This is a genomic window from Rhodococcus sp. MTM3W5.2, from assembly GCF_001984015.1.
Taxonomy (GTDB): Bacteria; Actinomycetota; Actinomycetes; order Mycobacteriales; family Mycobacteriaceae; genus Rhodococcus_G; species Rhodococcus_G oryzae.
In genome coordinates this window covers 2,574,891-2,599,569 of record NZ_CP019572.1, presented here as the reverse complement: position 1 = coordinate 2,599,569, position 24,679 = coordinate 2,574,891, and the positions used below count along the sequence as shown (strand labels likewise).

The following is a 24,679-nucleotide window of genomic DNA, read 5'->3' as shown; positions in this document are numbered from 1 at the left end:
CCCCAGGTCAGCGCGTAATTCCGGTGGGTTATGCGAGCCCGTTCTCGACATCGTCCCTGACCCGCTCCGCGGCCTCGCGAAGCGCGGAAACCGACGGCCCGTGCCGCAAAACATCCCGAGAAGTGTTGGGCAGCAACAACTCTCGCGAATCGCGGAAAATCTCCGCCAGATCGGCCACGGTGGCGCCCTGCGCACCGAGTCCGGGCGCAAGAATCGGCCCGGAAAATTCCGATAAATCCAATCCGTGTCCGCGTGTCGCGCCGACCACCAGACCGACAGTGTCCCGGCCGTCCCGGTTCTGCGCGACGGCCGCGTCGACGATCGATTGCGCCACCGACACGCCCTTACCAGCAGAAACGCCCGACAGGTCGGCAGCGTCGAGCTGAGCCCCCTGCAACTGCCCACCCTCCGGATTGGAGGTACGGGCGAGCACGAAGAGCCCGCGGCCGTGTTCGGTCGCCAACTCGACGGCGGGCTCGAGCGCGCCGAACCCGAGATAGGGCGAGACCGTCACCGCGTCCGATGCCAGCGGCGCGTCCTCGCCCAGCCAGGCCTGCGAATACGCGGCCATGGTGGAACCGATGTCGCCCCGCTTGGCATCGGCGATGACCAGCGTGCCCGCCGCACGCACCACCGAGATGGTCCGCTCGAGCACCGCGTACCCGGCCGACCCGTAGGCCTCGAAGAAGGCGACCTGTGGCTTCACCAGCGCCACGTCGCCGACGAAGGCCTCCACGCATATCTCCGCGAAGGTCTCGACGCCCCCAGCGGTCTCTGGGAGCCCCCACGCCCGCAGCAGCGACGGGTGCGGGTCGATGCCCACACACAGCCGGCCCCGGTCCGCGATGGCGGACCGGAGCCGGCTGCCCCAGCTGTGCTGGCTCACTTCTGTCCCGGCTCGCGCAGCGCCGCGTGCAGGTCCTGCAGCGAGCGCACGCCGATATCGCCCCTGATGCCCGCCTCGATGCCCTGGACCGCCGCCGAGGCACCCTGGACGGTGGTGATGCACGGGATGTTCACCGACACCGCCGCGCTGCGGATCTCGTAGCCGTCCACGCGGGGACCCGAGTTGCCGTACGGGGTGTTGATCACCATGTCCACCTCCCCTGCCTTGATCTGGTCGACGATGGTGCGCGCGCCCTCCGGCAGATCCTCGCCGGACTGCTTGTGCACCTCATCGCAGGTGATGCCGTTACGCCGCAGCACCTCCGCGGTGCCCTCGGTGGCCAGGATCGTGAAGCCGAGGTCGGCGAGCCGCTTGACCGGGAAGATCAGCGACCGCTTGTCCTTGTTCGCGACCGAGACGAACACCACGCCGCTGGTGGGCAGCGAGCCGTATGCGGCGGTCTGGCTCTTGGCGAACGCGGTACCGAAGTCCGCGTCGATGCCCATCACCTCGCCGGTCGACTTCATCTCCGGGCTGAGCAGGGTGTCGACTCCGGTGCCGTCCGCCTTGCGGAAGCGGTTGAACGGGAGCACCGCCTCCTTGACCGCGATCGGTGCGCCGGCCGGGGTGTTGCCGCCGTCCCCGGTGGCGGGCAGGACCCCGCTCGCGCGCAGGTCCGCGATGGACTCACCGAGCATCACCCGGGCGCAGGCCTTCGCCAGCTGCACCGCCGTGGCCTTGGACACGAACGGCACCGTGCGGCTGGCGCGCGGGTTCGCCTCGAGGACGTAGAGGATGTCGTCCTTGAGTGCGTACTGCACGTTCAGCAGGCCCTTGACCCCGATGCCCTTGGCCAGCGCCTCGGTCGAACGCCTGACGTTCTCGAGGTCCGCCTTGCCGAGCGTGATCGGCGGCAGCGCGCAGGCCGAGTCGCCGGAGTGGATGCCGGCCTCCTCGATGTGCTCCATCACGCCGCCGAGGTAGACCTCGGTGCCGTCGCACAGCGCGTCGACATCGATCTCGACCGCGTCTTCCAGGAACCGGTCCACCAGCACCGGGCGGTCGTCGGAGATCTCGGTGGCCCGAGAGATGTAGTCCTGCAGCGACTTCTCGTCGTACACGATCTCCATGCCGCGCCCACCGAGCACGTAGGAGGGGCGCACCAGCACCGGGTAGCCGATGCCGCCTGCGATCTCGCGGGCACCGTCGAAGGTGGTGGCGGTGCCGAACTTCGGCGCGGGCAGGCCCGCCTCGGTGAGCACGCGGCCGAACTCGCCGCGGTCCTCGGCGAGGTCGATGGCCTCGGGGCTGGTGCCGACGATCGGCACGCCAGCGGCCTTGAGCCGCTTCGCCAGGCCGAGCGGGGTCTGGCCGCCGAGCTGGACGATGACGCCCGCGACCGTGCCCGACGCCGACTCGGCGCGGTAGACCTCGAGGACGTCCTCGAAGGTCAGCGGCTCGAAGTACAGCCGGTCCGCGGTGTCGTAGTCCGTGGAGACCGTCTCCGGGTTGCAGTTGACCATGACGGTCTCGTAGCCGGCCTCGGAGAGCGTGAGCGCGGCGTGCACGCAGGAGTAGTCGAACTCGATGCCCTGACCGATGCGGTTCGGGCCCGAGCCCAGGATCAGCACCTTGGGCCGCTCGGTCTGCGGCGCGACCTCGGACTCCGCCTCGGGATCGAGCTCGTAGGTGGAGTAGTGGTACGGCGTCTTGGCCTCGAACTCGGCCGCGCAGGTGTCGACGGTCTTGTAGACCGGGCGGATCTTCAGCGCGTCGCGCAGTGTGCGGACCGCGTCCTCACCCTCCTGGCTGTCCCCTCCGAGACCCGGGCGCAGCGAGGCGATCTGACGGTCGGACAGACCGTGGTACTTGGCCTGACGCAGCAGCGCCTCGTCGAGGACCTCGGCCGCGCGGACCTGCTCCCCCAGCTCGTGGATCTGCTGGAACTGATCGAGGAACCACGGGTCGATCTTGGTGGCCTCGAAGAGCTGCTCGATGGTCGCGCCGAGTGCGAACGCCTTCTCGATGCCGTACATCCGGCCGTCCTGCGGCACGCTGAGGTCCGCGAGCAGGGCGTCCAGGTCGTCGCCCTCGAGCTCGGGGCCGGTCCAGTAGCCGGCCCGCTTGGTCTCGAGCGACCGCATCACCTTGCCGAAGGCCTCGGTGAAGTTGCGGCCGATCGACATCGCCTCGCCGACCGACTTCATGGTGGTGGTCAGGGTGCCGTCGGCGCCGGGGAACTTCTCGAACGCGAAGCGGGGCGCCTTCACCACGACGTAGTCGAGGGTCGGCTCGAAGCAGGCCGGGGTCTCGCCGGTGATGTCGTTGACGATCTCGTCGAGGGTGTAGCCGATGGCCAGCTTCGCGGCCATCTTCGCGATCGGGTAGCCGGTCGCCTTCGACGCCAGCGCAGACGAGCGCGACACGCGGGGGTTCATCTCGATGACGACGAGGCGGCCGTCGGTCGGGTCCATCGCGAACTGGATGTTGCAGCCGCCGGTGTCGACGCCGACCTCGCGCAGGATGTCGATGGAGAGGTCGCGCATCTTCTGGTACTCACGGTCGGTCAGCGTCATGGCCGGGGCCACGGTCACCGAGTCGCCGGTGTGCACGCCGACCGGGTCGACGTTCTCGATCGAGCAGATGATGACCACGTTGTCGCGGCCGTCGCGCATCAGCTCGAGCTCGTACTCCTTCCAGCCGAGGATCGACTCCTCGATGAGCACGTTCGCGGTGGGCGAGGCGGCCAGACCGCCGCCGGCGATGCGGGTGAGGTCCTCCTCGTTGTACGCCATGCCGGAGCCGAGGCCGCCCATGGTGAACGAGGGCCGCACGACGACCGGGTAGCCGAGCTCGGCGACGGTGTCGTGGACCTCGTCCATCGTGAAGCAGACCCGCGAGCGCGCCGACTCGCCGCCGACCTTGGCGACGATGTCCTTGAACTTCTGCCGGTCCTCGCCGCGCTGGATGGCGTCGAAGTCGGCGCCGATCAGCTCCACGTCGTACTTCTCGAGGATGCCCTGCTCGTGCAGCGCGACCGCGGTGTTCAGCGCGGTCTGGCCGCCGAGGGTGGCGAGCACGGCATCGATCTTGTGGCCCTGCTCGGCCTCGCGGGCGATGACCTTCTCGACGAACTCCGCTGTGATCGGCTCGACGTAGGTGGCGTCGGCGAACTCGGGGTCGGTCATGATCGTGGCCGGGTTGGAGTTGACCAGCGACACGCGCAGGCCCTCCTCGCGCAGCACGCGACACGCCTGGGTGCCCGAGTAGTCGAACTCGCAGGCCTGTCCGATGACGATCGGTCCGGAACCGATCACCAGGATGTGCTTGAGATCTGTGCGACGTGGCATTACTTCTTGACTCCCTCGAGCAGGCTGGTGAAGCGGTCGAACAGGTAGGCGGCGTCGTGTGGGCCCGCCGCGGCCTCGGGGTGGTACTGCACCGAGAAGGCCGAGTCGTCGAGCAGGCGGACGCCCTCGACGGCGCCGTCGTTGGCGCAGGTGTGACTGATCACGGCGCGGCCGAACGGGGTGTCGAACTCCTGGCCCGCCTCGCCCTCGAGCGCGAACCCGTGGTTCTGCGCGGTGATGGCGATCCGGCCGGTGCCGTGCTCGATCACCGGGATGTTGATGCCGCGGTGGCCGAACTTCATCTTGTAGGTGCTCAGGCCGAGCGCGCGGCCGAGGATCTGGTTGCCGAAGCAGATGCCGAACAGCGGCAGTCCCTGGCCGAGCACCTCCTTGGTCAGGTGCACCGCGCCGTCGGCGGTGGCCGGGTCGCCAGGGCCGTTGGACAGGAACACGCCGTCCGCGCCGAGGTCGAGGATCTGCTCGAGGCTCGCGTTCGAGGGCAGCACGTGCACCCGGATGCCGCGTTGGGCGAACATCCGCGGGGTGTTGGTCTTGATGCCCAGGTCGATGGCCGCGACCGTGAACCGGGCCTCGCCGCCGACCGGCTCGATGATGTAGCCGTTGTCGGTGCTGACCTCGCCCGCGAGATCGGCACCGAGCATCGACGGCTGGTCCTTGACGGCCTGCAGCATGGCGGCGTCGTCGGTCAGCGCCGCGCCGGAGAAGACCCCGGCCCGCATGGAACCGCGGGTGCGCAGGTGCCGGACCAGCGCCCTGGTGTCGATGCCCGCGATGCCGACGATGCACTGGCGGACGAGCTCGTCCTGCAGCGACCCGGTGGCGCGCCAGCTCGAGGTGCGACGCGCGGGATCGCGGACCACGTAGCCGGCCACCCAGATCTTGTTGGAGTCGCCGGAGGCCTGACGGCCCGCGCTCAGCGCCTCGCCGTCCTCGCCGTTCCAGCCCGTGTTGCCGATCTGCGGGGCGGTGGAGACCACGATCTGGCGGTGGTAGCTCGGATCGGTGAGGGTCTCCTGGTAGCCGGTCATGCCGGTGCTGAAGACCGCCTCGCCGAGGGTCTGGCCGACCGCACCGAAGCTGGTGCCGCGGAAGATCCGCCCGTCCTCGAGGACCAGGGCCGCCGGTCCTGTGCCGCTCGCTGATTCAAAGCTGTCACTCACGCGTTCTCTCCGTTCACCCATGCCGGGTACACACTCTTGTCGTCTCCACGGAATCCGGTGTCGATCTCCGTTCCGGTGGGCAGCTCCCACCGGATCACCAGGACCCCGTCCTTGCTCATGACCTTGCCCGCGAGCCCGCGTTCGGTCCGGATCGCCCGGATCGAGGCCTGCGGGATCCAGATCGCCGAAGCGCCGTCTCGTTCGAGCAGCACACCCTTCTCGTGCCTGCTGATGTCGCCGGTCGCGCGGAATCCGATGTCCCCGACCGCGATCCGGTCCTGCCAGCTGGGCGCGAGGGTGCTGCCGACGTACAGGCCGCTGCTCGGCGGGATCAGCTGTGCACCCAGCTCCGCAGGCACCGCGGGCAGATCCCCGATCGCGTCCGCCTGGCGGCCGGCCCGCTTCTTCCAGCCCCGGTACATCAGCGCCACCATCAGCGCCCAGAACAGGAGGAAGCCGACCGTCAGCAGGATCCGGTCCGTGCTCATGCCCGCACCTTCCCGTCCCTGACGGTGACCCGGCCGCGCAGCAGGGTGGTGGTGACCCTGGCGCCGAACGTCATCGCATCGAACGGGCTGTTCTGCGCGATCGACGCCAGCTCCGGTGCCCGCACAGTCCATTCGCGGTCCGGGTCCACGAGCGTGAGGTTGGCCGGCTCGCCGACCGCGATCGGCCGGCCCTGATCGCTCAGTCCGACGATCTCGGCCGGCCGCTCGCTCATGACCCGGGCCACGCCGCGCCAGTCCAGCAGGCCGGTCTCGACCATCGTCTGCGCGACGATCGCCAGCGCCGTCTCCAACCCGAGCATGCCGGGCCTGGCGGCCGAGAACTCGCAGCACTTGTCCTGCTCGGCGTGCGGGGCGTGGTCGGTCGCTACGCAGTCGATGACGCCATCGGCCAGGCCCTGTCGCAGCGCGGCGATGTCGCTGGGTTCGCGCAGCGGCGGGTTCACCCGGTTCACCGCGTCGTAGGTCTCCAGGCGCGAGTCGTCGAGCAGCAGGTGATGCGGGGTGACCTCGGCGGTGATCGAGATGCCCTGTCCGCGTGCCCACTTCATCAGCTCGACGGTGCCCGCGGTGGAGGCGTGGCAGATGTGCACGCGGGCGCCTGCGTCGCGTGCCAGCAGCGCGTCGCGGGCGACGATGGACTCCTCCGCCGCACGGGGCCAGCCGGCCAGACCGAGCCGGGCTGCGGTCGGGCCCTCGTGCGCGACTGCGCCGACGGTCAGCCGCGGCTCCTCCGCGTGCTGGGCGATCAGGACTCCGAGCGCGCTCGAGTACTCGAGCGCCCGGCGCATGATCAGCGGGTCGTACACGCAGTGGCCGTCGTCGGAGAACATCTTGACCTTGCCGATGCCCGACGCCATGGTCGCCATCTCGGCGAGCTGCTTGCCCTCGAGCCCGACGGTGACCGCGCCGACCGGATGGACGTCGACAAGGCCGACCTCCTGTCCCCTGCGCCACACGTGGTCGGTGATCACGACGGAGTCGGCGACTGGGCTGGTGTTGGCCATCGCGAACACCGCGGTATAGCCGCCGAGCGCCGCGGCGGAGGACCCGGACTCGATGGTCTCGGTGTCCTCGCGACCGGGTTCGCGCAGGTGCGTGTGCAGGTCGACGAAGCCGGGCAGCAGCACCTGGCCTGCCGCCTCGATGACCTCGGCACCCTCGGGTGCGTCCAGTGCGGCGCCGATCCCGCGGATCTCACCGTCGGAGATCAGCACGTCCTGCGGCTCGCCCTCGCCGTAGATGCGCGCCCCGCGGATCAGGATGTCACCGCGGGCGAAGCCTCGGGAAATGTCCTGGCTCACAGCGCCACACCTTCCTCGGTACCGACCAACAACCCGAACAGGACAGCCATGCGAATGTGAACTCCGTTCGTAACCTGCTGCAACACTGCAGCTTTCGGTGAATCCGCGACCGCTGACGCGATCTCCATGCCGCGCAGCATCGGGCCCGGGTGCAGCACAACGGCATGCTCGGCGAGCATGCCGAGCCGCTTCTCGGACAGCCCGTAGGTGATCGAGTACTCGCGCGGCGAGGGGAAGAACCCGCCGTTCATGCGCTCGGCCTGCACCCGCAGCATCAGCACCGCGTCCACGCCGGGCAGCTCCGCGTCCAGCGAATGCGAGACGGTCACCGGCCAGCTCGACACCCCCACCGGCAGCAAGGTGGGCGGCGCGACCAGCACCACCTCCGCGCCGAGCGTGGAGAGCAGGAAGGCGTTCGACCTGGCCACCCGGCTGTGCAGGATGTCGCCGACGATCGCGACCCTCTTGCCTGCGATGGAGCCGAGCCGCTGCCGCAGGGTCAGCGCGTCCAGCAGCGCCTGGGTGGGGTGCTCGTGGGTGCCGTCACCGGCGTTGATCACGGCCGGACCGTCGTCGCCGTCCGCGGTCCACTCCGCGATCCGGTGCGCGGCACCGGAGGCCGGGTGCCGCACGATCAACGCGTCGGCCCCCGCGGCCCGCAGGGTCATCGCGGTGTCCCGCAGCGACTCGCCCTTCGACACCGAGGAACTACTGGCGCTGACGTTGATCACGTCGGCACTCATCCACTTGCCCGCGACCTCGAAGGACACCCTGGTCCTGGTCGAGTTCTCGAAGAACACCGTCATCACGGTGCGCCCCCGCAGCGTCGGGAGCTTGCGGACCTCGCGCCCGAGCAGGGCCTGCTCGAACCGTTCGGCCTCGTCGAGCAGACCTGTCGCGCTCTCGAGGGTCAGATCCGAAACCGACAACAGATGCTTCACAGATTCGGCTCCCCGCTCGCCTTGTTAGCGTCCCCACGCGGTGGCATGTTCGCTCCACCGCTCAGCGTCACGCTGTCGACCCCGTCGTGCTCGACCAACTGCACCTTCACGTCCTCGGTGCGCGCGGTCGGCACGTTCTTGCCGACGAAGTCGGCCCGCAGTGGCAGCTCCCGGTGGCCGCGGTCGACCAGGACCGCGAGCTGCACGGCCTTCGGCCTGCCAAGGTCACGGAGCGCGTCGAGCGCCGAGCGCACGGTCCGCCCGGAGAACAGCACGTCGTCGACGAGGACCACGAGCGCCTGGTCCACCCCGCCCTCGGGCACCGAGGTGCGCTCGAGCGGCCGGTGCGGCTTGGTGCGCAGATCGTCGCGGTAGAGAGTGATGTCGAGCGAGCCTGTCGGGGGCGGACACCCGAGAACTCCTCGATCTTGTTCGCCAGCCGGTTGGCGAGGGTGGTGCCGCGCGTCGGGATGCCGATCAACACCACTCGGGGCGGGTCGGTCTCGGCGTCGAGCGCGGTCTTCTCGATGATCTGGTGCGCGATCCGCGCGATCGTCCGACCAACGTCGGCAGAAGAGAGCAGCTCCCTGGTGACAGGGTGATCCTGGGCCGATGAATCGGCGGAGGATGGCTCAGGCGTGAGCAAGCTGGACCTCCTTCTCCGCCTCTCTGGACGGATCGTTAAAGGATGTCTGACGCCCGCCAGCCTATCAGCGCGGCGACCGGGAACCCGAAGCGGTTCGGGGTGTGCTGAGCCACAGTCGAACCCCCTTTTCGACCGCTCCCCGGTGGGAACGACGAACGCCGCGGACCGTGATCGGTCCGCGGCGTTCGCGTGTCGTTCTGCGCCGGGTCAGGCGTCGGTGCCCGGTTCGGGCGCCGCCTCCGTGCGCTGCGAGGTGGCGGCCGCGGCGGCCCGCACCTGCGGCGCGACGAGCACCACCTGGCCGAGAACCCCGTTGATGAATCCCGGCGAGTCGTCGGTGGACAGCTCCTTGGCCAACTCCACGGCCTCGTCGACCGCCACCACGGGCGGCACGTCGGTGGCATGGAAGAGCTCCCACACGGCGATTCGCAGGATCGCCCGGTCCACCGCGGGCAGACGCTCGAGCGTCCAGTCCTGCAGGTGGTCGGTGATGACCCGGTCCAGCCGGTCGAGGTTCTCCGCGACCCCGGTCACCAGGGTGACGGTGTACGGGCTCACCGGGGCGACAGCGTCGTCTGTCCCGGCGAGCTCGGCCCGCTCCGTGGCGAGATCGACCGGGTCGAGGTCGCGCGCCTCCGCCTCGAAGAGGAAGTCGACTGCGCGCTTACGGGCCTTGTGCCTGGCCCCGAGCTTCTTCTGACTACCGGACACGCTACGAAGTCACGCGGCCCAGGTAGTTGCCGTCCCGAGAGTCGATCTTGAGCTTGTCGCCGGTGTTGACGAACAGCGGGACCTGCACCTCGGCGTCCGTCTCCAGGATGGCGGGCTTGGTGCCACCGGTCGAGCGGTCGCCCTGCAGGCCAGGATCGGTGTGCTTGACGACGAGCTCGACCGTGACCGGCAGCTCGACGAACAGCGGCGCATCCTCGTGGGTCGCGACCTGGACCTGCATGTTCTCGAGCAGGAAGCGCGCGCCGTCGCCGACGGTGGCCTCGCTGATCGAGATCTGGTCGTAGGTGTCGCCGTCCATGAACACATAGTCGCTACCGTCGTGGTAGAGGTACGTCATGTCGCGACGGTCGACCGTCGCGGTCTCCACCTTGACGCCGGCGTTGAAGGTCTTGTCCACGTTCTTGCCGGAGAGCACGTTCTTGAGCTTGGTCCGCACGAACGCGGGGCCCTTGCCCGGCTTCACGTGCTGGAACTCGATGATCTGCCAGAGCTGGCCCTCGATCTTCAGCACGAGCCCGTTCTTGAAATCACTGGTGTCAGCCACTTACTTCGCGTCTCCTTCAGACGATTACGAGATCTTTTGTGGTGAGGGTGAGGAGCTCGGGCTCCTGCTCGCGAACAACGAGCGTGTCCTCGATCCTGACGCCTCCGCGACCGGAGAAGTACACACCGGGCTCGACCGTCACCGCAGCACCGGCTAGCAGTGTACCGGTGCCGAGCTTGCCGATTCCCGGTGCTTCGTGGATCTCCAGCCCGACGCCGTGCCCGAGACCGTGCAGGAACAGCTCCCCGTACCCCGCGGCCTCGATCACCGACCGGGCCGCGGCGTCCACCGCGGCGACCTCCGTGCCCGGTGCAAGGGCCGCCCGGCCTGCGGCCTGCGCGGTCGCAACGAGCTCGTACACCTCGCGCTGCCAGTCCGCCGCCGCGCCGAGCACGAACGTCCTGGTCATGTCCGAGTGGTACCCCTCGACCGTCGCCCCGAAGTCGAGCTTGACGAAGTCCCCTGCGGCCAGCGTTGCGTCGGTCGGACGGTGGTGCGGGATCGCCGAGTTCGCCCCCGCCGCCACGATCGTCTCGAACGAGATGCCGTCCGCACCGTGCTCGAGCATCAGGAACTCCAGTTCCCGTCCGACTTCCCGCTCGGTCCGGCCCGGTCGCAGTCCCCCGCGCTCGATCAGGACGGCGAGGGCGAGGTCGGCCGCCGCACACGCTCGGCGCAGCAGCCCCACCTCGTGTTCGTCCTTGACCATCCGGAGCCGCTCCACCAGCCGCGGCGCCCGGATCATCTCCAGCGACGGTGCCAGCTCCTGCCAGGCGGCGAGCTCGTCGACGGTCACCACATGGCTCTCGAATCCGAGCCGCACCGGGCCGGCATCGGTGTCGGCGCAGCGACCGATCAGGTGGCCTGCGCTTGACCGGTCGATCACCGCCTGCAGGTCCGGCACCTGCTCGCCGACCTGGATCAGGTACCTGCCATCGGTGCAGATCAGGGTTCGCGACTCGGCACCCGGTTCGTCGCGGGCGTCGACGAGCAGCGCCGCGTTCGACCCGGTGAACCCCGTGAGGTACCTGATGTTGAGCAGATCGGTCACCAGGAGCGCCTCGACGCCCCAGTCGGTGAGCAGTGTGCGCAGCGCGGCCCGGCGGGACCCGTGATCGACGGTCGACATGAGCCCAACCTACGGCAGCGTCGGGCCCTCGCGAGGGCCCTCGCCGCGCGAGGTGTGGGTTAGGCCACAGGTCCCATTGAGCGGTCGTTACGCTGTCGGCATGAACTCGTGGCTTCTTCGTGGTCTGGGTATGGCGTCGGTGCATGTCGTGACGAGGGTGGTGCTCGGACTCGCGGTCACGCAGTGGCCCCTGCACGGATCGTCACTACGGTGGATCTCGCTGGCGTTCGTGGTGCTCGTCGCCCTGCTGTGGGGCGGTCTCGACGGCATCAGGGACGCGCGCACCGCGGTCGACGAGGAGTCGGGCGCCGACCTGACCATGATGTGGCTCAAGGCCGCCGCGGTCGCAGGCGTGCTGGCGGGCGCGGTGTCCTGGCTGATCGGCGCCGTCACCGGAATCGCACTCGGCGACAACACGCTGTTCTTCGAGCTCACCTCAGGTGCCGCCTTCACCATCCTGCTCGTCTTCCTACCCGCGATGCTCGCGGTGACGGTCGGACGCTTCCTGGTGCGGCGCGAGGCCCGCAAGTCCGGGGCCACTGCAGCGGGCGCCGCGGGCGCGTACGCGAGCGAACAGGACTACGACGTGGTCGAGACCGCGGAGGAGAACTACGAGGCCTCCGAGTGGGCCTCCGAGCACGGCACCGGCCAGGGCTACTACGAGTCCGATCAGGGCTACTACGAGAACGACCCGGCCACCCAGCAGCAGGCAGACGACCAGACCTCGGGCGGCGGTCGCCACTACGTCGACGACGCCCCCACCGAGGTCTTCGAGGCCATCAAGCCCGAGAACGGCAAGTAACGCAGCTGCGCGCCCGTGCGCGAGTCTCACCCCGATCGGGGTGAGACTCGCGCACGGGCGCGCAGCGCTATCTCTCGGCGAGGAACCTCAGCGCGAGCGGGTATCCCGCGACGCCGCACCCGACGATGACGCCGGTCGCGATCGCGCTCAGGTAGGAGTGATGCCGGAAGTCCTCGCGGGCGTGCACGTTCGAGATGTGCACCTCGACCAGTCCCGCCTCCAGCTCGGCGCAGGCGTCCCGCAGCGCGACCGAGGTGTGGGTGAGCGCGCCTGCGTTGAGCACAACCGGCTCGCCCGCGTCGGCGGCGTCGTGGATCCAGCCGAGCAGTTCGGCCTCGCTGTCGGACTGGCGGACCGTCACCTCGATGCCCAGCTCGACTGCGGTCGCCTCGCAGAGCGCGACGAGATCGGCATACGTGGTCGCGCCGTACACCTCGGGCTGCCGCTTGCCGAGCCGTCCGAGGTTCGGTCCGTTGACGACCTGCACCCTCACAGCAGCACCGTGCCGCCGGTGCCCGGCTGGTCCTCGCGGGCCACCGCGGAGTAGGCGGCCGCGAGCAGCGTCGGGTCCGGGCCCTCGAGCCGTCCCGGCTTCGCCAGCCCGTCCAGGACGACGAACCGCAGCATGCCCGCCCGGTTCTTCTTGTCCGTCTGCATGCCCTTGACCAGGTCCGCGAAGGCGGACGCGTCGTAGGTGGTGGGCAGGCCGACGCTCTCGAGGATGGTCCGGTGCCGCTCCGCGGTCGCGTCGTCGAGCCTGCCCGCGAGCCGGCCCAGCTCGGCGGCGAACACCAGGCCGACGGACACCGCCGCGCCGTGGCGCCAGCGGTACTTCTCGCGGCGCTCGATCGCGTGGCCGAGGGTGTGTCCGTAGTTGAGGATCTCGCGCAGGTCCGACTCCTTGAGGTCTGCGGCGACGACCTTCGCCTTCACCTCCACGGACCGGCGGATCAGCTCGGGCAGCACCTCGCCGGTCGGATCGAGGGCCGCCTCGGGGTCCCGCTCGATGAGGTCCAGGATCGTCGGGTCCGCGATGAACCCGGTCTTGATCACCTCGGCCATGCCTGCGACGATCTCGTTGCGCGGCACCGTCTCCAGGGTCGCCAGGTCGATCAGCACCGCGGACGGCTCGTGGAACGAGCCGACGAGGTTCTTGCCCGCATCGGTGTTGATGCCGGTCTTGCCGCCGACGGCCGCGTCCACCATCGCGAGCAGGGTGGTGGGCACGTGCACGATCCGCACACCGCGCATCCAGGTGGCCGCGACGAACCCGGCCAGGTCGGTGGCCGCGCCGCCGCCGAGGCTCACCACGGCGTCGCTGCGGGTCAGCCCGATGCGGCCGAGCACCTCCCAGCAGAAGCCCGCGACCGCCAGGTCCTTGCCGTCCTCCGCGTCCGGGATCTCGACGCGATGGGCGTCGATGCCCTTCGCCGCCAACGCGGCGCGCACCGCCTCCGCGGTCTGCGCGAGGGGCGGCTGGTGGAAGATCGCGACGGTCCTCGTGCCGATCAGTTCGTCCACCAGTTCACCGAGCAGTCCGCGGCCGATGATCACCGGGTAGGGACTGTCGGTCTTGACCTCGACGCGTACGGGTTCGGTCACTGTCTGCTTCTCCGCTTCTGTGCGCTGCTGCTTTATCGCTTCTGCCTGGGTGCTGCCACCGCTCTACCCCAGTTTGGAGACGAGCTGCTGCACCACGCGGGCCGGACTGCGCCCGTCGGTGCGGACCCGGATGGTGGCCACCTTCCGGTACAGCGGTCGCCGCCGCCGCATCAGGTCCCGGTACTTCTGGCGTGGATCGCCACCGTTGAGGAGGGGCCGGGAGGTGTTCGTTCCGGTCCGCTTGAGGCCCTCGGCCACGCTGATCTCCAGGTAGACGACCGTGTGGCCGACCAGCCGGGCGCGGGTGGCATCGGACAGGATCGCGCCGCCGCCGAGCGAGACGATGCCCGTCTGTTCGATCAGCGCGCGCCGGACCATGTCCTCCTCCAACGCGCGAAACGCCGGTTCCCCGTCCTGCGCGAAGATCTCCGGGATGGTCTTGCCCGCCTCGCGCTCGATGGCGGCGTCGGTGTCGAAGATCTCGACGTCCAGCGCCCGCGCCAATCGTTTCCCGATGGTGGACTTACCGGCGCCCGGCGGTCCGATCAGGACTGCCCGTGGAGTCACCTCGACAGGCGTTCCCGGACCGAGGCGAGGTATCCGCCGATGTTGCGCATCGTCTCGTCGACCGAGTCACCGCCGAACTTCTCGAGCGCGGCCTGCGCGACCACCAGGGCCACCATCGACTCCGCGACGACGCCCGCGGCGGGGACCGCGCACACATCGCTGCGCTGATGGATGGCGACGGCCTCCTCGCCGGTGGACATGTCGACAGTCGCGAGCGCGCGCGGCACGGTGGAGATCGGCTTCATCGCCGCCCGGACCCGCAGCGCCTCGCCGTTGGTCATGCCGCCCTCGAGGCCGCCTGCGCGGTTGGTCGACCGCAGCACGCCGTCCGGTCCGGGCCGCATCTCGTCGTGCGCGGCGCTGCCCCGGCGGCGGGAGGTCTCGAAGCCGTCGCCGACCTCGACGCCCTTGATGGCCTGAATGCCCATCAGCGCGGCGGCGAGTCGGGAATCGAGCCGGTTCTCACCGCTGATGAACGACCCCAGCCCGACGGGCAGGCCGTGCACGATCACCTCGACGACACCGCCGAGGGTGTCGCCGTCCCGCTTGGCCGCGTCGATCTCCGCGATCATCGCGGCCTCCGCCTCGGCGCCGAAGGCACGCACCGGGCTGGCGTCGATCTGCGCGAGGTCGTCGGGACCGGGGACCGGGGAGTCGACGGGGCCCGAGGCGGTGCCGATGGAGATCACATGGGAGATCACCTCGACGCCGAAGACCTGACGCAGGAAGGCGCGGGCCACGGTTCCTGCCGCGACGCGGGCCGCGGTCTCGCGGGCACTGGCGCGCTCCAGGACGGGACGGGCGTCGTCGAATCCGTACTTGAGCATGCCGGAGTAGTCGGCGTGGCCCGGGCGCGGGCGGGTCAGCGGCGCGTTGCGCGCGAGGTCCTTGAGCAGCGCCTCGTCCACCGGGTCGGAGGACATGACCGTCTCCCACTTGGGCCACTCGCTGTTCGCGACCTCGATGGCGACGGGGCCGCCCATCGTGCGGCCGTGCCGGACGCCGCCGACCATCGTCACGACGTCCTTCTCGAAGCTCATGCGGGCACCGCGGCCGTAGCCGAGGCGACGGCGGGCGAGTTGGGAAGCAATGTCATCGGAGGTCACCTCGACCCCGGCGACCATCCCATCCAGGAGGGCGACGAGGGCGGGACCATGGGATTCTCCGGCAGTTATCCAGCGCAGCACGCCGCCCATCTTTTCACGAAACGCAGGCGTCAACGCACACCGGCCCGGTCCCCGGCTAGCCGCCCCCTGCCAGGCTCAACGCCAGCAGCGTCGACAGGCACATCGACGGCCCGTGCGCGAGGGTGCGGTCACCGCGCCCGAGGGCAAGGGCGCACCCGCCGACCACGGCCGTCAGCGCCACCGCACCGACGGCCGCCGTCAGCCACGCCTGGGCGCCCGCCGCACCCGCCGCGGCGCCGAGCCCGAGTGCCAGCTTCACGTCACCGCCGCCCATCGCCGCCGGGGAGGCCAGGTGTACGACGAGGTAGAGACCGGCCAGCATCGCCGCCCCCACCAGGGCCGCCATCCCCGGCCCACCAGCACCGAGACCAGGAACACCGCGCAGGCGCCCGGCAGGGTGAGCTCGTTCGGCAGCCTGCGCTCCCCCAGGTCGACCACGGACAGGCAGACACACCACCAGAGCAACGCGCAGGCCGCGGCGGCCGTCAGCGGCGGGCAGGCGAGTCCGGCCGCGACGAAGCCGACGATGAGGACCGCGACCCACCAGCGCGGCATCGCCGCGGTGAAGCGACGCAGGAACCGCCGCGTCGCGACGCCGGTGAGCAGTCCCGCCAGGCCGAGCAATCCGATTCCCATGCCCCGACGCTGCCACCGGAAGGTACCTGGAGGGGCCCCGAAAGTGCCGATCCCAGCTGTGCTGGGGATGGATCAGGAGCTGTGGAGAATGGCGCGTCAGCGCGCGACCGCGGCCGCCATCTCCGCGCGCGGGCCGGACGGCCGGTGAACTGCTCGACCTGCCCGAACGCCTGGTTGAGCAGCATCCGCAGACCGTCGACCACCGTCCCGCCCGCGGCCTGAACCGCGGCGGCGAGCGGAGTAGGCCAGGGATCGTAGATGGCGTCGAACACCACAGGTGCCTTCGCGACCGCGCTCGCGAACGGCGCGATCGCGTCCGGGGGCACGGTGCTGACCACCGTCGCCGCGTCCGCACACGCCGCGGCCAGCGCGTCGGCATCGAAGCCGAGATGGCGGGCCCGCAGGCCCATCTCCGACGCGCAGGCCAGCGAGGCCGCCGCCCGGTCGGCCGAGCGGGCGACGACGGTCACCGCGTCGACGCCGAGGTCCGCCAGCGCCCGCAGCGCAGGCCGTGAGGTCCCGCCCGCGCCGATCACGACCGCGCTCGCGCCGCCCAGATCGGTGACCCCGACCTCGGCGAGCGCCCCGGTCACGCCGTCCACGTCGGTGCAGTCCGCCCGCCAGCCGCCCGGCACCCGGACAAGGGTGTTGGCCGAACCGACCTGCACAGCGCGCTCGGTGCGCTCGGTCGCGTACTCGAGCGCGGCGACCTTGCCGGGCATGGTGACCGAGAGCCCGACCCATTCCGGGCCCAGCCCGTCGACGAGCCCGGGCAGCTGCTCGCCGGTGCACTCGATCCGGTCGTAGGACCAGCCGGTCAGGCCGAGGGCGCGGTACGCCGCCAGGTGCAGCAGCGGCGACTTGGAGTGTCCGATCGGTTTGCCGAGGACCGCCGCCTTGCGTGGCAGGTCAGCGTCCACTGTCGAGGATCCCGCTCGCCAGCGCCTTCTTGCTGTTCTCGAGGTGCTCGGTGTAGCTCTTGGTGAACAGCGTGGTGCCCTTGTCGTCGATCGTGACGAAGTACAGCCAGTCGCCCGCGGGCGCCTTCTCCACGGCCTCCACCGCGCCGATGCTCGGCGACGAGATCGGGGTCGCGGGCAGTCCGTCCATCGCGTAGGTGTTCCACGGGGTGACCTTCGCGCGGTCGCCGTCGGTGGTCGCGAGTTCGGTGGTGTCGAGCGCGTAGTTGACCGTCGAGTCCAGCTCGAGGCGCTGCGGCGCGGCGAGCCGGTTGACGATCACCCGCGCGACCTTGCCGAAGTCGTCCGGCAGCGACTCCCGTTCCACCAGCGACGCCGCGACGAGCAGGTCGTAGGGGCTCAGGCCGACCGCGTTCCCCGCGCGGTCGATGCCGGTGGCCTCGTACTTGGCGGCGCTGCCGCTGACGAGGGTGGTGAGGATCTCCGCCGCCGATTCCCTCGGGTCGAAGTCCCACTTGCCCGCGGCGATCAGGCCCTCGAGCTGCCGGGTACGGTCCGGGACCGACTTGACCCGAGCGGCCGCCCAGTCGGGCACCCCGAGCGCGGCGAGGTTCGGGTTGGCGCCCGCCTCCTTCAGCTCCTCGACGCTCACGCACTTCTGCTGACCCGAGGGGGTCGGCAGGCAGCTCGCCTCGGAGATGAGGGTGTAGATGCCGCGCTTGGTCGCGCCGGTGTTCACGTCCCTTGTGTCGTGCAGCTGACGACCCTCGGAGATCACCAGCGCTCCGACGCGGGAGTTCGGATCGACAAGGCCCGTTACGGCCTGCGCGGCCGGGACCTGGGACTTGAGGTTGTAGAAGCCCGGCTGCACCGACGTCATGGAATCGTTCTGGACGGCCGCGTTGAAGAACGCGGACGCGCTCGCGACGACGTCCTTCTCGGCCATCTCGGTGGCGATCTGGTCGGCGGTGTCACCGGGGTGCACCTGCACGACGACATCGGGCCCCGACTGACCTGCCTCGTAGTCCTCGGGACGTCGACGCCGCCGAGAAGCTTCTTGCCGCCGACGTAGCCGACACCCACGATCAGCGCGAGGGCGCCGACTCCGGCGATCGCGACCACGATCTTGCCCCTGCCCTTGCGTCCCGCGGCACGCTCCCGTGCGCGACGCACTTCCGCGCGAGTCGGCTGCAACTCGGGCCCTCTCGACCGGGTATCGGTCACTCGCCGTCCTCCATCTGTGAGGGCAGGGACTGCTCCGAGTGCAGTTCCCTGCTGCGCTGGTCCAACCATCCTTGCAAGATCGCCACGGCCGCGGCCTGGTCGATCACCGACCGCTGTCCCTTCGCCTTGACCCCGCTCTCACGCAGGGCCCTGGACGCGGTCACCGTCGTGAAGCGTTCATCGGTCATGCGAACCGGGATGGGCGCCAACCGATCCCGGAGCTGCGCGGCGAACTTCGAGGCGAGTCCGGCCGCGGTTCCGCTCTCCCCTCTCAGGGTTCGCGGCAATCCGACGATAACCTCGACGGCCTCGTATTCCGCGACAATCGCGGCGAGTCGCTCGATGTCAGACCTGTCGGCGCGGGACTTGGCCCTCGCCACGGTCTCCACCGGCGTGGCCAGGATCCCATCCGGATCGCTGGCGGCGACACCGATCCGGACACTGCCGACATCGACCCCGATCCGGCGACCCCGCCCCTGGTCGCCGGGCTGATCGGCCTCGCTCACCCGGCGATCTCGGCGACGCGGGCGCGCACTGCCGAGAGCGCGGCGGGGATGCCCGACGCGTCGCTGCCCGAACCCTGGGCCATCTCCGGCTTGCCGCCGCCACGGCCACCGATGCTCGGACCGAACGCGGCCACCAGGTCGCCTGCCTTGACGCCGAGGTCCTGCGCGGCCTTGTTGGCGCTCACCACGAACGGCACCTTGCCATCGGCGGAACCGATCAGGACCACCACAGCGGGCTCGGTCCCGAACCGGCCGCGGACATCGGTCGCGAGCGTGCGCAGGTCGTTGCCCGCGACGCCGTCGGGGGCCTGCTCGGCGACCAGCAACAGCCCTCCGATCCGCTCGGCCCGCTCCACGAACGCGCCTGCGCCGGCCAGCACCGCGGCCGCCTTGGTCTGCTCGAGTTCCTTCTCGGCCACCTTGAGCCGCTCCACCAGCTGCTCCACGCGCCCGGGCACCTCCTCGGAGGGCACCTTCAGCGCGGTCGCGACACCGGCGAGCAGCGCGCGCTCCTTGGCCAGGTACCGGTACGAGTCGAGGCCGACGAAGGCCTCCACGCGCCGGATGCCGGAGCCGACGGAGGACTCGCCGAGCAGCGTGACCGGCCCGATCTGCGAGGAGTGCGCGACGTGGGTGCCACCGCACAGCTCCATCGAGAACGGTCCGCCGATCTCGACAACCCGGACCTCGTCGCCGTAGTTCTCGCCGAACAGCGCCATCGCGCCCATCGACTTGGCCTTGGCCAGGTCGGTGACGAAGGTGTTGACCGGGTGGTTGGCGGTCACGGCCTCGTTGGCGACGGCCTCGATGTCGTTGCGCTGGGCCTCCGACAGCTGGCCCTGCCAGGAGAAGTCGAACCGCAGGTAGCCGGGCTTGTTCAGCGATCCGGCCTGAACGGCGTTGGGGCCAAGCACCTGTCGCAGCGCGGCGTGCACCATGTGGGTACCGGAGTGCCCCTGGGTCGCGCCCGCCCGCCAGTTGGCGTCGACCTGCGCGAGGATGGCGTCACCCTCGGTGATCTGACCCTCCTCGACGGTGACCTTGTGCACCCACAGCTTCTTCGCGATCTTCTGCACGTCGCGCACCCGCACCCGCAGCCCGGGTCCGGTGATCACGCCGATGTCGGCGATCTGGCCGCCTGCCTCCGCGTAGAGCGGGCTGCGGTCGAGGATGACCTCGACGTCCTGGCCAACGGTCGCGGTGGGGATGCGGACGCCGTCGGAGATCAGCGCCAGCACGGTGGCCTCCGAGGTCAGCTCGGCGAAGCCGGTGAACTCGGTCTCGCCGCGGTCGACGAACTCCTTGTAGACGGTGAGGTCGGCGTGCGACTGCTTGCGCGCCCGCGCGTCGTCCTTCGCCCGCTGCCGCTGCTCGGCCATCAGGGCGCGGAAACCGTCCTCGTCGACGGTCAGGCCTGCCTCGGACGCCATCTCCAGGGTCAGGTCGATCGGGAACCCGTAGGTGTCGTGCAGGGCGAAGGCCTCGCTGCCCGCGATCACCTTCTTGCCCGCGGCCTTGACGTCGTCGGCCGCCGTCTCGAACAGCTTGGAACCAGACACCAGCGTCTTGAGGAAGGCGGTCTCCTCGCCGACCGCGACGGTCTCGATGCGCTTGAAGTCGGTCTCGAGCACCGGGTAGGACGGCGCCATGGTGTCGCGCACGACGGTGATGAACTCGCGCATGCTCGGCTTCTCGGCGCCGAGCAGCTTGGCGGAGCGGACGATTCGGCGCAGCAGCCGGCGCAGCACGTAGCCGCGGCCGTCGTTGCCGGGGTTGACGCCGTCGCCGATCAGCATGGCGGCGGTCCGAGCGTGGTCGGCGATGACGCGGAACCGGACGTCGTCCTCGTGGTTCTTCCCGTACGTTCGGCCGGTGAGCTCCTCGGCCTTGGCGATCACCGGACGCACCAGGTCGGTCTCGTAGACGTTGTCCACGCCCTGCAGCAGGAAGGCGACGCGCTCGACGCCCATGCCGGTGTCGATGTTCTGCTTCGGCAGCGGGCCGAGGATCTCGTAGTTGTCCTTGCCCGGGCCGCCGAGGCCGCGCTCGTTCTGCATGAACACGAGGTTCCAGATCTCGAGGTACCGGTCCTCGTCGGCCTCAGGGCCGCCCTCGAGGCCGTACTCGGCTCCGCGGTCGTAGTAGATCTCGGAGCACGGGCCGCAGGGGCCGGGGATGCCCATCGACCAGTAGTTGTCGGCCATCCCGCGGCGCTGGATGCGCTCGTCCGGAATTCCGGCCTCTTCCTTCCAGATGTCGCGGGCCTCGTCGTCGTCGAGGTACACCGTCACCCACAGCCGCTCGGGGTCGAAGCCGTAGCCGCCGTCCTCGACACTGTTCGTCAGCAGCGCCCACGCGTGCTTGATCGCCTCGCGCTTGAAGTAATCGCCGAACGAGAAGTTGCCTGCCATCTGGAAGAACGTGTTGTGGCGGGTCGTGATGCCGACGTTCTCGATGTCGAGGGTGCGAACGCACTTCTGGACGCTGGTCGCCGTCGCGTACGGCGGGGTCTGCTGACCGAGGAAGTACGGCACGAACTGGACCATGCCCGCGTTCACGAACAGCAGGTTCGGGTCGTCGAGAATCAGCGAGGCACTGGCCACCTCGGCGTGACCCGCCTTGACGAAGTGGTCGAGGAATCGCCTGCGGATCTCGTGGGTCTGCACTAACCGGTCCTTACTTCATGGGCATCTCGGATGAATATCCAGCTTAACGTGCCGAGGATGGCGGGGTGCGCAGCGCTCGGGGCCGCGTCAACCCCGCACGATCCGCCGCAACTTACCCACCCGCGCCGCGATCTCACGCTCGGCACCGTGCCCGGTCGGCTCGTAGTAGTCGACGCCGACCAACTCGTCCGGCGGGTACTGCTGCGGCAACACGCCGTCGGTGGCGTTGTGCGGGTAGCGGTATCCGACCGCGTTGCCCAGCTTCTCGGCGCCGGCGTAGTGCCCGTCCCGCAGGTGCGGCGGCACCAGCCCCGACTTCCCCGCGGACACATCGGCCATGGCCGCGCCGAGGGCGGCGATCACCGCTCCCGACTTCGGCGCGGTCGCCAGGTGGATCGTGGCCTGCGCCAATGCGAGCCGGGCCTCCGGCATGCCGATGAGCTGGACGGCCTGCGCGGCCGCGGTCGCGGTCTGCAACGCGGTCGGATCGGCCATGCCGATGTCCTCGCTCGCGTGCACCACCAGCCGGCGTGCAATGAAGCGCGGATCCTCGCCCGCGGTGATCATCCGGGCCAGGTAGTGCAGCGCGGCGTCCACGTCCGAGCCGCGGATCGACTTGATGAACGCGCTGATCACGTCGTAGTGCTGGTCGCCGTCCCTGTCGTAGCGCACGGCCGCCTTGTCGACACTCGCCTCGACGGTCTCGAGGTCGACCACGGCGGACCCGTCCTCGGCAGGCGAATCGAGCGCGGCGCCCGCGGCCGCCTCCAGCGCGGTCAGGGCACGCCTGGCATCGCCCGACGCCAGCCGCACGAGATGGTCGCGCGCCTCGTCCGTCAGGCTGACCGAACCGCCCAGCCCGCGCGGATCCGCGACGGCCCGGTCGAGCAGCGAGCGGATGTCGGCCTCGGTGAGCGAGTGCAACTGCAGGACCAGAGACCGGGACAGCAGCGGCGACACGACCGAGAACGAGGGGTTCTCCGTGGTGGCCGCGACCAACAGCACGATCCGGTTCTCCACCGCGGCCAGCAGCGCGTCCTGCTGGGTCTTGGAGAATCGGTGCACCTCGTCGATGAAGAGCACGGTCTGCTCGCCCGCGGTGAGCCGCCTGCGGGCCAGGTCGATCACCGCGCGGACGTCCTTGACGCCCGCCGACAGCGCGGACAACGCCTCGAACCGACGGCCGGTCGCCCGCGAGATCAGGGAGGCGAGGGTGGTCTTGCCGGTGCCGGGTGGGCCGTAGAGCATCACCGACGCCGCGCCCGAGCCGTCCACGAGCCTGCGCAGTGGGGCGCCGGGTCCCAGCAGATGTCCCTGCCCCACCACCTCGTCGAGGCTCACCGGCCGCATGCGGACCGCGAGCGGCGCGTCCGGGCGCACCGGCGGCAGGCCCGCGGTCACCGGCCCCGCATGATCCGCGGGTTCCCCTGGGGCGGCGAACAGCCCCGCGTCCGCGCCACCGTCGGTTGATCCCAGCCAATCGCTCACGTGTCGACGCTACTAAAGGGCACCGACGCGGGTGCCCCCGACCGCGCCGGGACGACAAGGCAGTAAACGCCAGATGAACATCCGGCCGTCAGGCCCGCCACGTGTTGAACGCACGTCCAAGTTCGGTTGTGATCTTCGGGTGTCTGATAACTGGCTTCCCGATCGCACCACCCTGCCGAGCCTGAGCAGGCGGACCCTCCTGAAGAGCTCGGCCGCGCTCGCGGGCGTTGGCATCACCATTGTGGCCGCGGGCTCCGCAGGCGCGGCGCCCGGCGCGAGCACGGTCGGTTTCGCGCACGGCGTCGCCTCCGGCGACCCGCTCCCCGACCGGGTCATCATCTGGACCCGCGTCACCCCGTCACCCGACGCGCTGCCCGGCTCCGGCATGGGAGAGGCGGTCCCGCTGGACTGGCAGGTCGCGACCGATCCCGGCTTCGCCACCGTCGTGCGCAGCGGCACGGTGACCGCGGACGCCGGCTCCGACCACACCGCGAAGGTCGACGTGACCGGCCTCGAGCCCGCGACCGCCTACCACTTCCGCTTCACAGCCCGCGGCGGTGCGGTCGGCGGCCAGGTCTCGCCCGTCGGGCGCACGCTCACCGCGCCCGCCAACGATGCCGACCTGGCGCGACTGCGCTTCGGCGTGGTGTCCTGCTCCAACTGGGAGGCCGGTTACTTCTCCGCCTACCGCCACCTCGCCCAGCGCGACGACCTGGACGCGGTCCTGCACCTCGGTGACTACATCTACGAGTACGGCCGAGGCGAGTACGGCGGACGCAACGGTGCGGTCCGGCCCACGGACCCGGCGCACGAGATCGTCTCCCTCGCCGACTACCGGATCCGGCACGCCCAGCACAAGACCGACCCGGACCTGATGGCGCTGCACGCGCGGGTGCCGTTCATCGCGACCTGGGACGACCACGAGTCCGCGGACAACTCCTTCAACGGCGGCGCCGAGAACCACAACCCCGCCACCGAAGGCGACTGGGCCACCCGCAAGGCCAATTCCACCCGCGCCTACTTCGAGTGGATGCCGGTGCGGGCCACCGGGTCCGGCACCGAGGTCACGCTGTACCGGCGGTTCCGGTTCGGCAACCTCGCCGAGATCTCCATGCTCGACCTGCGCACCTACCGCGACGAGCAGACCACCGCCACCGCAGGGCTCAAGGTGGACTCCCCCGACCGGACCATCACCGGCCGCGCCCAGATGGACTGGCTCACCAACGGCATCGTGTCCTCGCCGACGCAGTGGAAGGTGGTCGGCAATCCGGTGATGATCGCACCGACCCTGGTCCCGCCGCTGGACACCAAGACCACCGCGGCGCTCACGGAGATACTCGGACTCCCCAAGGAGGGCATTCCCTACGGCACAGACTCGTGGGACGGCTACGCCGCCGACCGCCGCCGACTGTACGACGCGCTCGCCGCGGCGAGCGTCGCCAATACGGTCTTCCTGACCGGCGACGTCCACACCTCCTGGGCCTGCGACCTCCCTCTCGACGCCGCGAACTACCCGGCGGGCCCCACGATCGGCACCGAACTCGTGGTGCCGTCGGTGACGTCCCCGAACATGGACGACTCACTGGGGGTGCCGCCCCGCACCGCCAGCCTCGCGGTGGAGGAGGCGTACAAGGCGGTCAACCGGCACATCCGGTATCTCGACTTCGACTCGCACGGATACGGCGTGTTCGAGATCGCCACCGCCGGTTCGCAAATGGACTGGTACTACATCAGCGATCCGATCGACCCCAACGCGACCGTGCGCCACGGCGCGAGCTTCCGCGTCGCGGCCGGCACCCAGCGCACGGTCCCGGTCGGCACACCGCTCGACCCCGCCGCCCACCGTCCTGGCGCATGAGCTC

General features: G+C 70.1%; 18 protein-coding genes and 4 pseudogenes. 2 read left to right on the top strand and 20 right to left on the bottom strand.

What is annotated here, in order from left to right; all coding sequences use genetic code 11:
• Window positions 1-28 precede the first annotated feature (28 nt).
• The 10 genes and pseudogenes from pyrF to BTZ20_RS11915 all read right to left on the bottom strand — a co-directional run bounded on the left by pyrF (window position 29) and on the right by BTZ20_RS11915 (window position 11,219).
• Window positions 29-886, bottom strand: a complete 858-nt coding sequence (gene pyrF / locus BTZ20_RS11960) for an orotidine-5'-phosphate decarboxylase (protein ID WP_077041504.1) — start codon at window positions 884-886, stop codon at window positions 29-31.
• On the bottom strand, window positions 883-4,236 hold the full coding sequence (gene carB / locus BTZ20_RS11955) for a carbamoyl-phosphate synthase large subunit (protein ID WP_077041503.1): 3,354 nt from the start codon (window positions 4,234-4,236) through the stop codon (window positions 883-885). Before carB ends, pyrF begins: the two co-directional genes overlap by 4 nt.
• The gene (carA, locus tag BTZ20_RS11950) at window positions 4,236-5,417 is read right to left on the bottom strand and encodes a glutamine-hydrolyzing carbamoyl-phosphate synthase small subunit (protein ID WP_223263735.1); all 1,182 of its coding nucleotides are present in this window, start codon (window positions 5,415-5,417) and stop codon (window positions 4,236-4,238) included. Before carA ends, carB begins: the two co-directional genes overlap by 1 nt.
• On the bottom strand, window positions 5,414-5,905 hold the full coding sequence (locus tag BTZ20_RS11945; protein ID WP_077041501.1) for a transporter: 492 nt from the start codon (window positions 5,903-5,905) through the stop codon (window positions 5,414-5,416). Before BTZ20_RS11945 ends, carA begins: the two co-directional genes overlap by 4 nt.
• Complete coding sequence (locus BTZ20_RS11940; RefSeq protein WP_223263734.1) at window positions 5,902-7,227, bottom strand: dihydroorotase; 1,326 nt, start codon at window positions 7,225-7,227, stop codon at window positions 5,902-5,904. The genes BTZ20_RS11945 and BTZ20_RS11940 overlap by 4 nt, the downstream gene beginning before the upstream one ends.
• Window positions 7,224-8,168 carry an aspartate carbamoyltransferase catalytic subunit gene (locus tag BTZ20_RS11935; protein ID WP_077041500.1) on the bottom strand — a complete coding sequence of 315 codons (945 nt, stop codon included), beginning with the start codon at window positions 8,166-8,168 and terminating at the stop codon, window positions 7,224-7,226. Before BTZ20_RS11935 ends, BTZ20_RS11940 begins: the two co-directional genes overlap by 4 nt.
• Window positions 8,165-8,814 (bottom strand): annotated as a pseudogene (pyrR, locus tag BTZ20_RS11930) (bifunctional pyr operon transcriptional regulator/uracil phosphoribosyltransferase PyrR). The gene BTZ20_RS11935 and the pseudogene pyrR overlap by 4 nt, the downstream one beginning before the upstream one ends.
• A gap of 207 nt (window positions 8,815-9,021) precedes the next feature.
• Window positions 9,022-9,525, bottom strand: a complete 504-nt coding sequence (gene nusB, locus BTZ20_RS11925; RefSeq protein WP_077041499.1) for a transcription antitermination factor NusB — start codon at window positions 9,523-9,525, stop codon at window positions 9,022-9,024.
• A 1-nt stretch (window position 9,526) separates the two neighbouring features.
• A complete protein-coding gene (gene efp / locus BTZ20_RS11920) occupies window positions 9,527-10,090 on the bottom strand; it encodes an elongation factor P (protein ID WP_077041498.1) in 564 nt (187 codons plus the stop codon).
• A gap of 16 nt (window positions 10,091-10,106) precedes the next feature.
• Window positions 10,107-11,219, bottom strand: a complete 1,113-nt coding sequence (locus BTZ20_RS11915; RefSeq protein ID WP_077041497.1) for a M24 family metallopeptidase — start codon at window positions 11,217-11,219, stop codon at window positions 10,107-10,109.
• Between the two features lie 100 nt (window positions 11,220-11,319).
• Here BTZ20_RS11915 and BTZ20_RS11910 point away from each other — a divergent pair, with 100 nt between their 5' ends.
• The gene (locus BTZ20_RS11910; protein WP_189636641.1) at window positions 11,320-12,021 is read left to right on the top strand and encodes a B-4DMT family transporter; all 702 of its coding nucleotides are present in this window, start codon (window positions 11,320-11,322) and stop codon (window positions 12,019-12,021) included.
• A gap of 67 nt (window positions 12,022-12,088) precedes the next feature.
• Here the strand turns inward: BTZ20_RS11910 and aroQ are convergent, their stop codons facing one another.
• The 10 genes and pseudogenes from aroQ to BTZ20_RS11860 form a co-directional block, all read right to left on the bottom strand.
• Window positions 12,089-12,514 (bottom strand): type II 3-dehydroquinate dehydratase, encoded by a 426-nt coding sequence (gene aroQ / locus BTZ20_RS11905; protein WP_077041495.1) that lies wholly within the window; start codon window positions 12,512-12,514, stop codon window positions 12,089-12,091.
• Window positions 12,511-13,623: a 3-dehydroquinate synthase gene (gene aroB, locus BTZ20_RS11900; protein WP_077041494.1), complete on the bottom strand. Its 1,113-nt coding sequence runs from the start codon at window positions 13,621-13,623 to the stop codon at window positions 12,511-12,513. Before aroB ends, aroQ begins: the two co-directional genes overlap by 4 nt.
• A 63-nt stretch (window positions 13,624-13,686) precedes the next feature.
• Window positions 13,687-14,190 (bottom strand): shikimate kinase, encoded by a 504-nt coding sequence (locus tag BTZ20_RS11895; protein WP_077041493.1) that lies wholly within the window; start codon window positions 14,188-14,190, stop codon window positions 13,687-13,689.
• The gene (gene aroC / locus BTZ20_RS11890; protein ID WP_189636640.1) at window positions 14,187-15,386 is read right to left on the bottom strand and encodes a chorismate synthase; all 1,200 of its coding nucleotides are present in this window, start codon (window positions 15,384-15,386) and stop codon (window positions 14,187-14,189) included. Before aroC ends, BTZ20_RS11895 begins: the two co-directional genes overlap by 4 nt.
• A gap of 46 nt (window positions 15,387-15,432) precedes the next feature.
• Window positions 15,433-15,866, bottom strand: a pseudogene (locus BTZ20_RS29025) (prepilin peptidase).
• Between the two features lie 243 nt (window positions 15,867-16,109).
• Window positions 16,110-16,933, bottom strand: a pseudogene (locus BTZ20_RS11880) (shikimate dehydrogenase).
• Window positions 16,923-18,130: pseudogene (locus tag BTZ20_RS11875) on the bottom strand (endolytic transglycosylase MltG); the annotation flags it as partial. The pseudogenes BTZ20_RS11880 and BTZ20_RS11875, both read right to left, overlap by 11 nt.
• A gap of 23 nt (window positions 18,131-18,153) precedes the next feature.
• Window positions 18,154-18,663: a Holliday junction resolvase RuvX gene (ruvX, locus tag BTZ20_RS11870; RefSeq protein ID WP_077041491.1), complete on the bottom strand. Its 510-nt coding sequence runs from the start codon at window positions 18,661-18,663 to the stop codon at window positions 18,154-18,156.
• Window positions 18,660-21,329 carry an alanine--tRNA ligase gene (gene alaS, locus BTZ20_RS11865; RefSeq protein WP_077041490.1) on the bottom strand — a complete coding sequence of 890 codons (2,670 nt, stop codon included), beginning with the start codon at window positions 21,327-21,329 and terminating at the stop codon, window positions 18,660-18,662. Before alaS ends, ruvX begins: the two co-directional genes overlap by 4 nt.
• Window positions 21,330-21,416: 87 nt before the next feature.
• Complete coding sequence (locus BTZ20_RS11860) at window positions 21,417-22,817, bottom strand: replication-associated recombination protein A (RefSeq protein WP_077041489.1); 1,401 nt, start codon at window positions 22,815-22,817, stop codon at window positions 21,417-21,419.
• Between the two features lie 73 nt (window positions 22,818-22,890).
• Here BTZ20_RS11860 and BTZ20_RS11855 point away from each other — a divergent pair, with 73 nt between their 5' ends.
• Window positions 22,891-24,675, top strand: coding sequence for an alkaline phosphatase D family protein (locus BTZ20_RS11855; protein ID WP_083742636.1), 1,785 nt, complete (start codon window positions 22,891-22,893; stop codon window positions 24,673-24,675).
• Window positions 24,676-24,679 lie beyond the last annotated feature (4 nt).

What these genes read in the sequence shown, in the direction of transcription:
- carB (WP_077041503.1), bottom strand. Translation starts at nt 4,236, where the DNA reads ATGCCACGTCGCACAGATCTCAAGCACATCCTGGTGATCGGTTCCGGA.
- BTZ20_RS11910 (WP_189636641.1), top strand. Translation starts at nt 11,320, where the DNA reads ATGAACTCGTGGCTTCTTCGTGGTCTGGGTATGGCGTCGGTGCATGTC.
- aroC (WP_189636640.1), bottom strand. Translation starts at nt 15,386, where the DNA reads ATGGGCGGCGTGCTGCGCTGGATAACTGCCGGAGAATCCCATGGTCCC.
- BTZ20_RS11855 (WP_083742636.1), top strand. Translation starts at nt 22,891, where the DNA reads ATGAACATCCGGCCGTCAGGCCCGCCACGTGTTGAACGCACGTCCAAG.
- BTZ20_RS11915 (WP_077041497.1), bottom strand. Translation starts at nt 11,219, where the DNA reads ATGTCGACCGTCGATCACGGGTCCCGCCGGGCCGCGCTGCGCACACTG.
- BTZ20_RS11945 (WP_077041501.1), bottom strand. Translation starts at nt 5,905, where the DNA reads ATGAGCACGGACCGGATCCTGCTGACGGTCGGCTTCCTCCTGTTCTGG.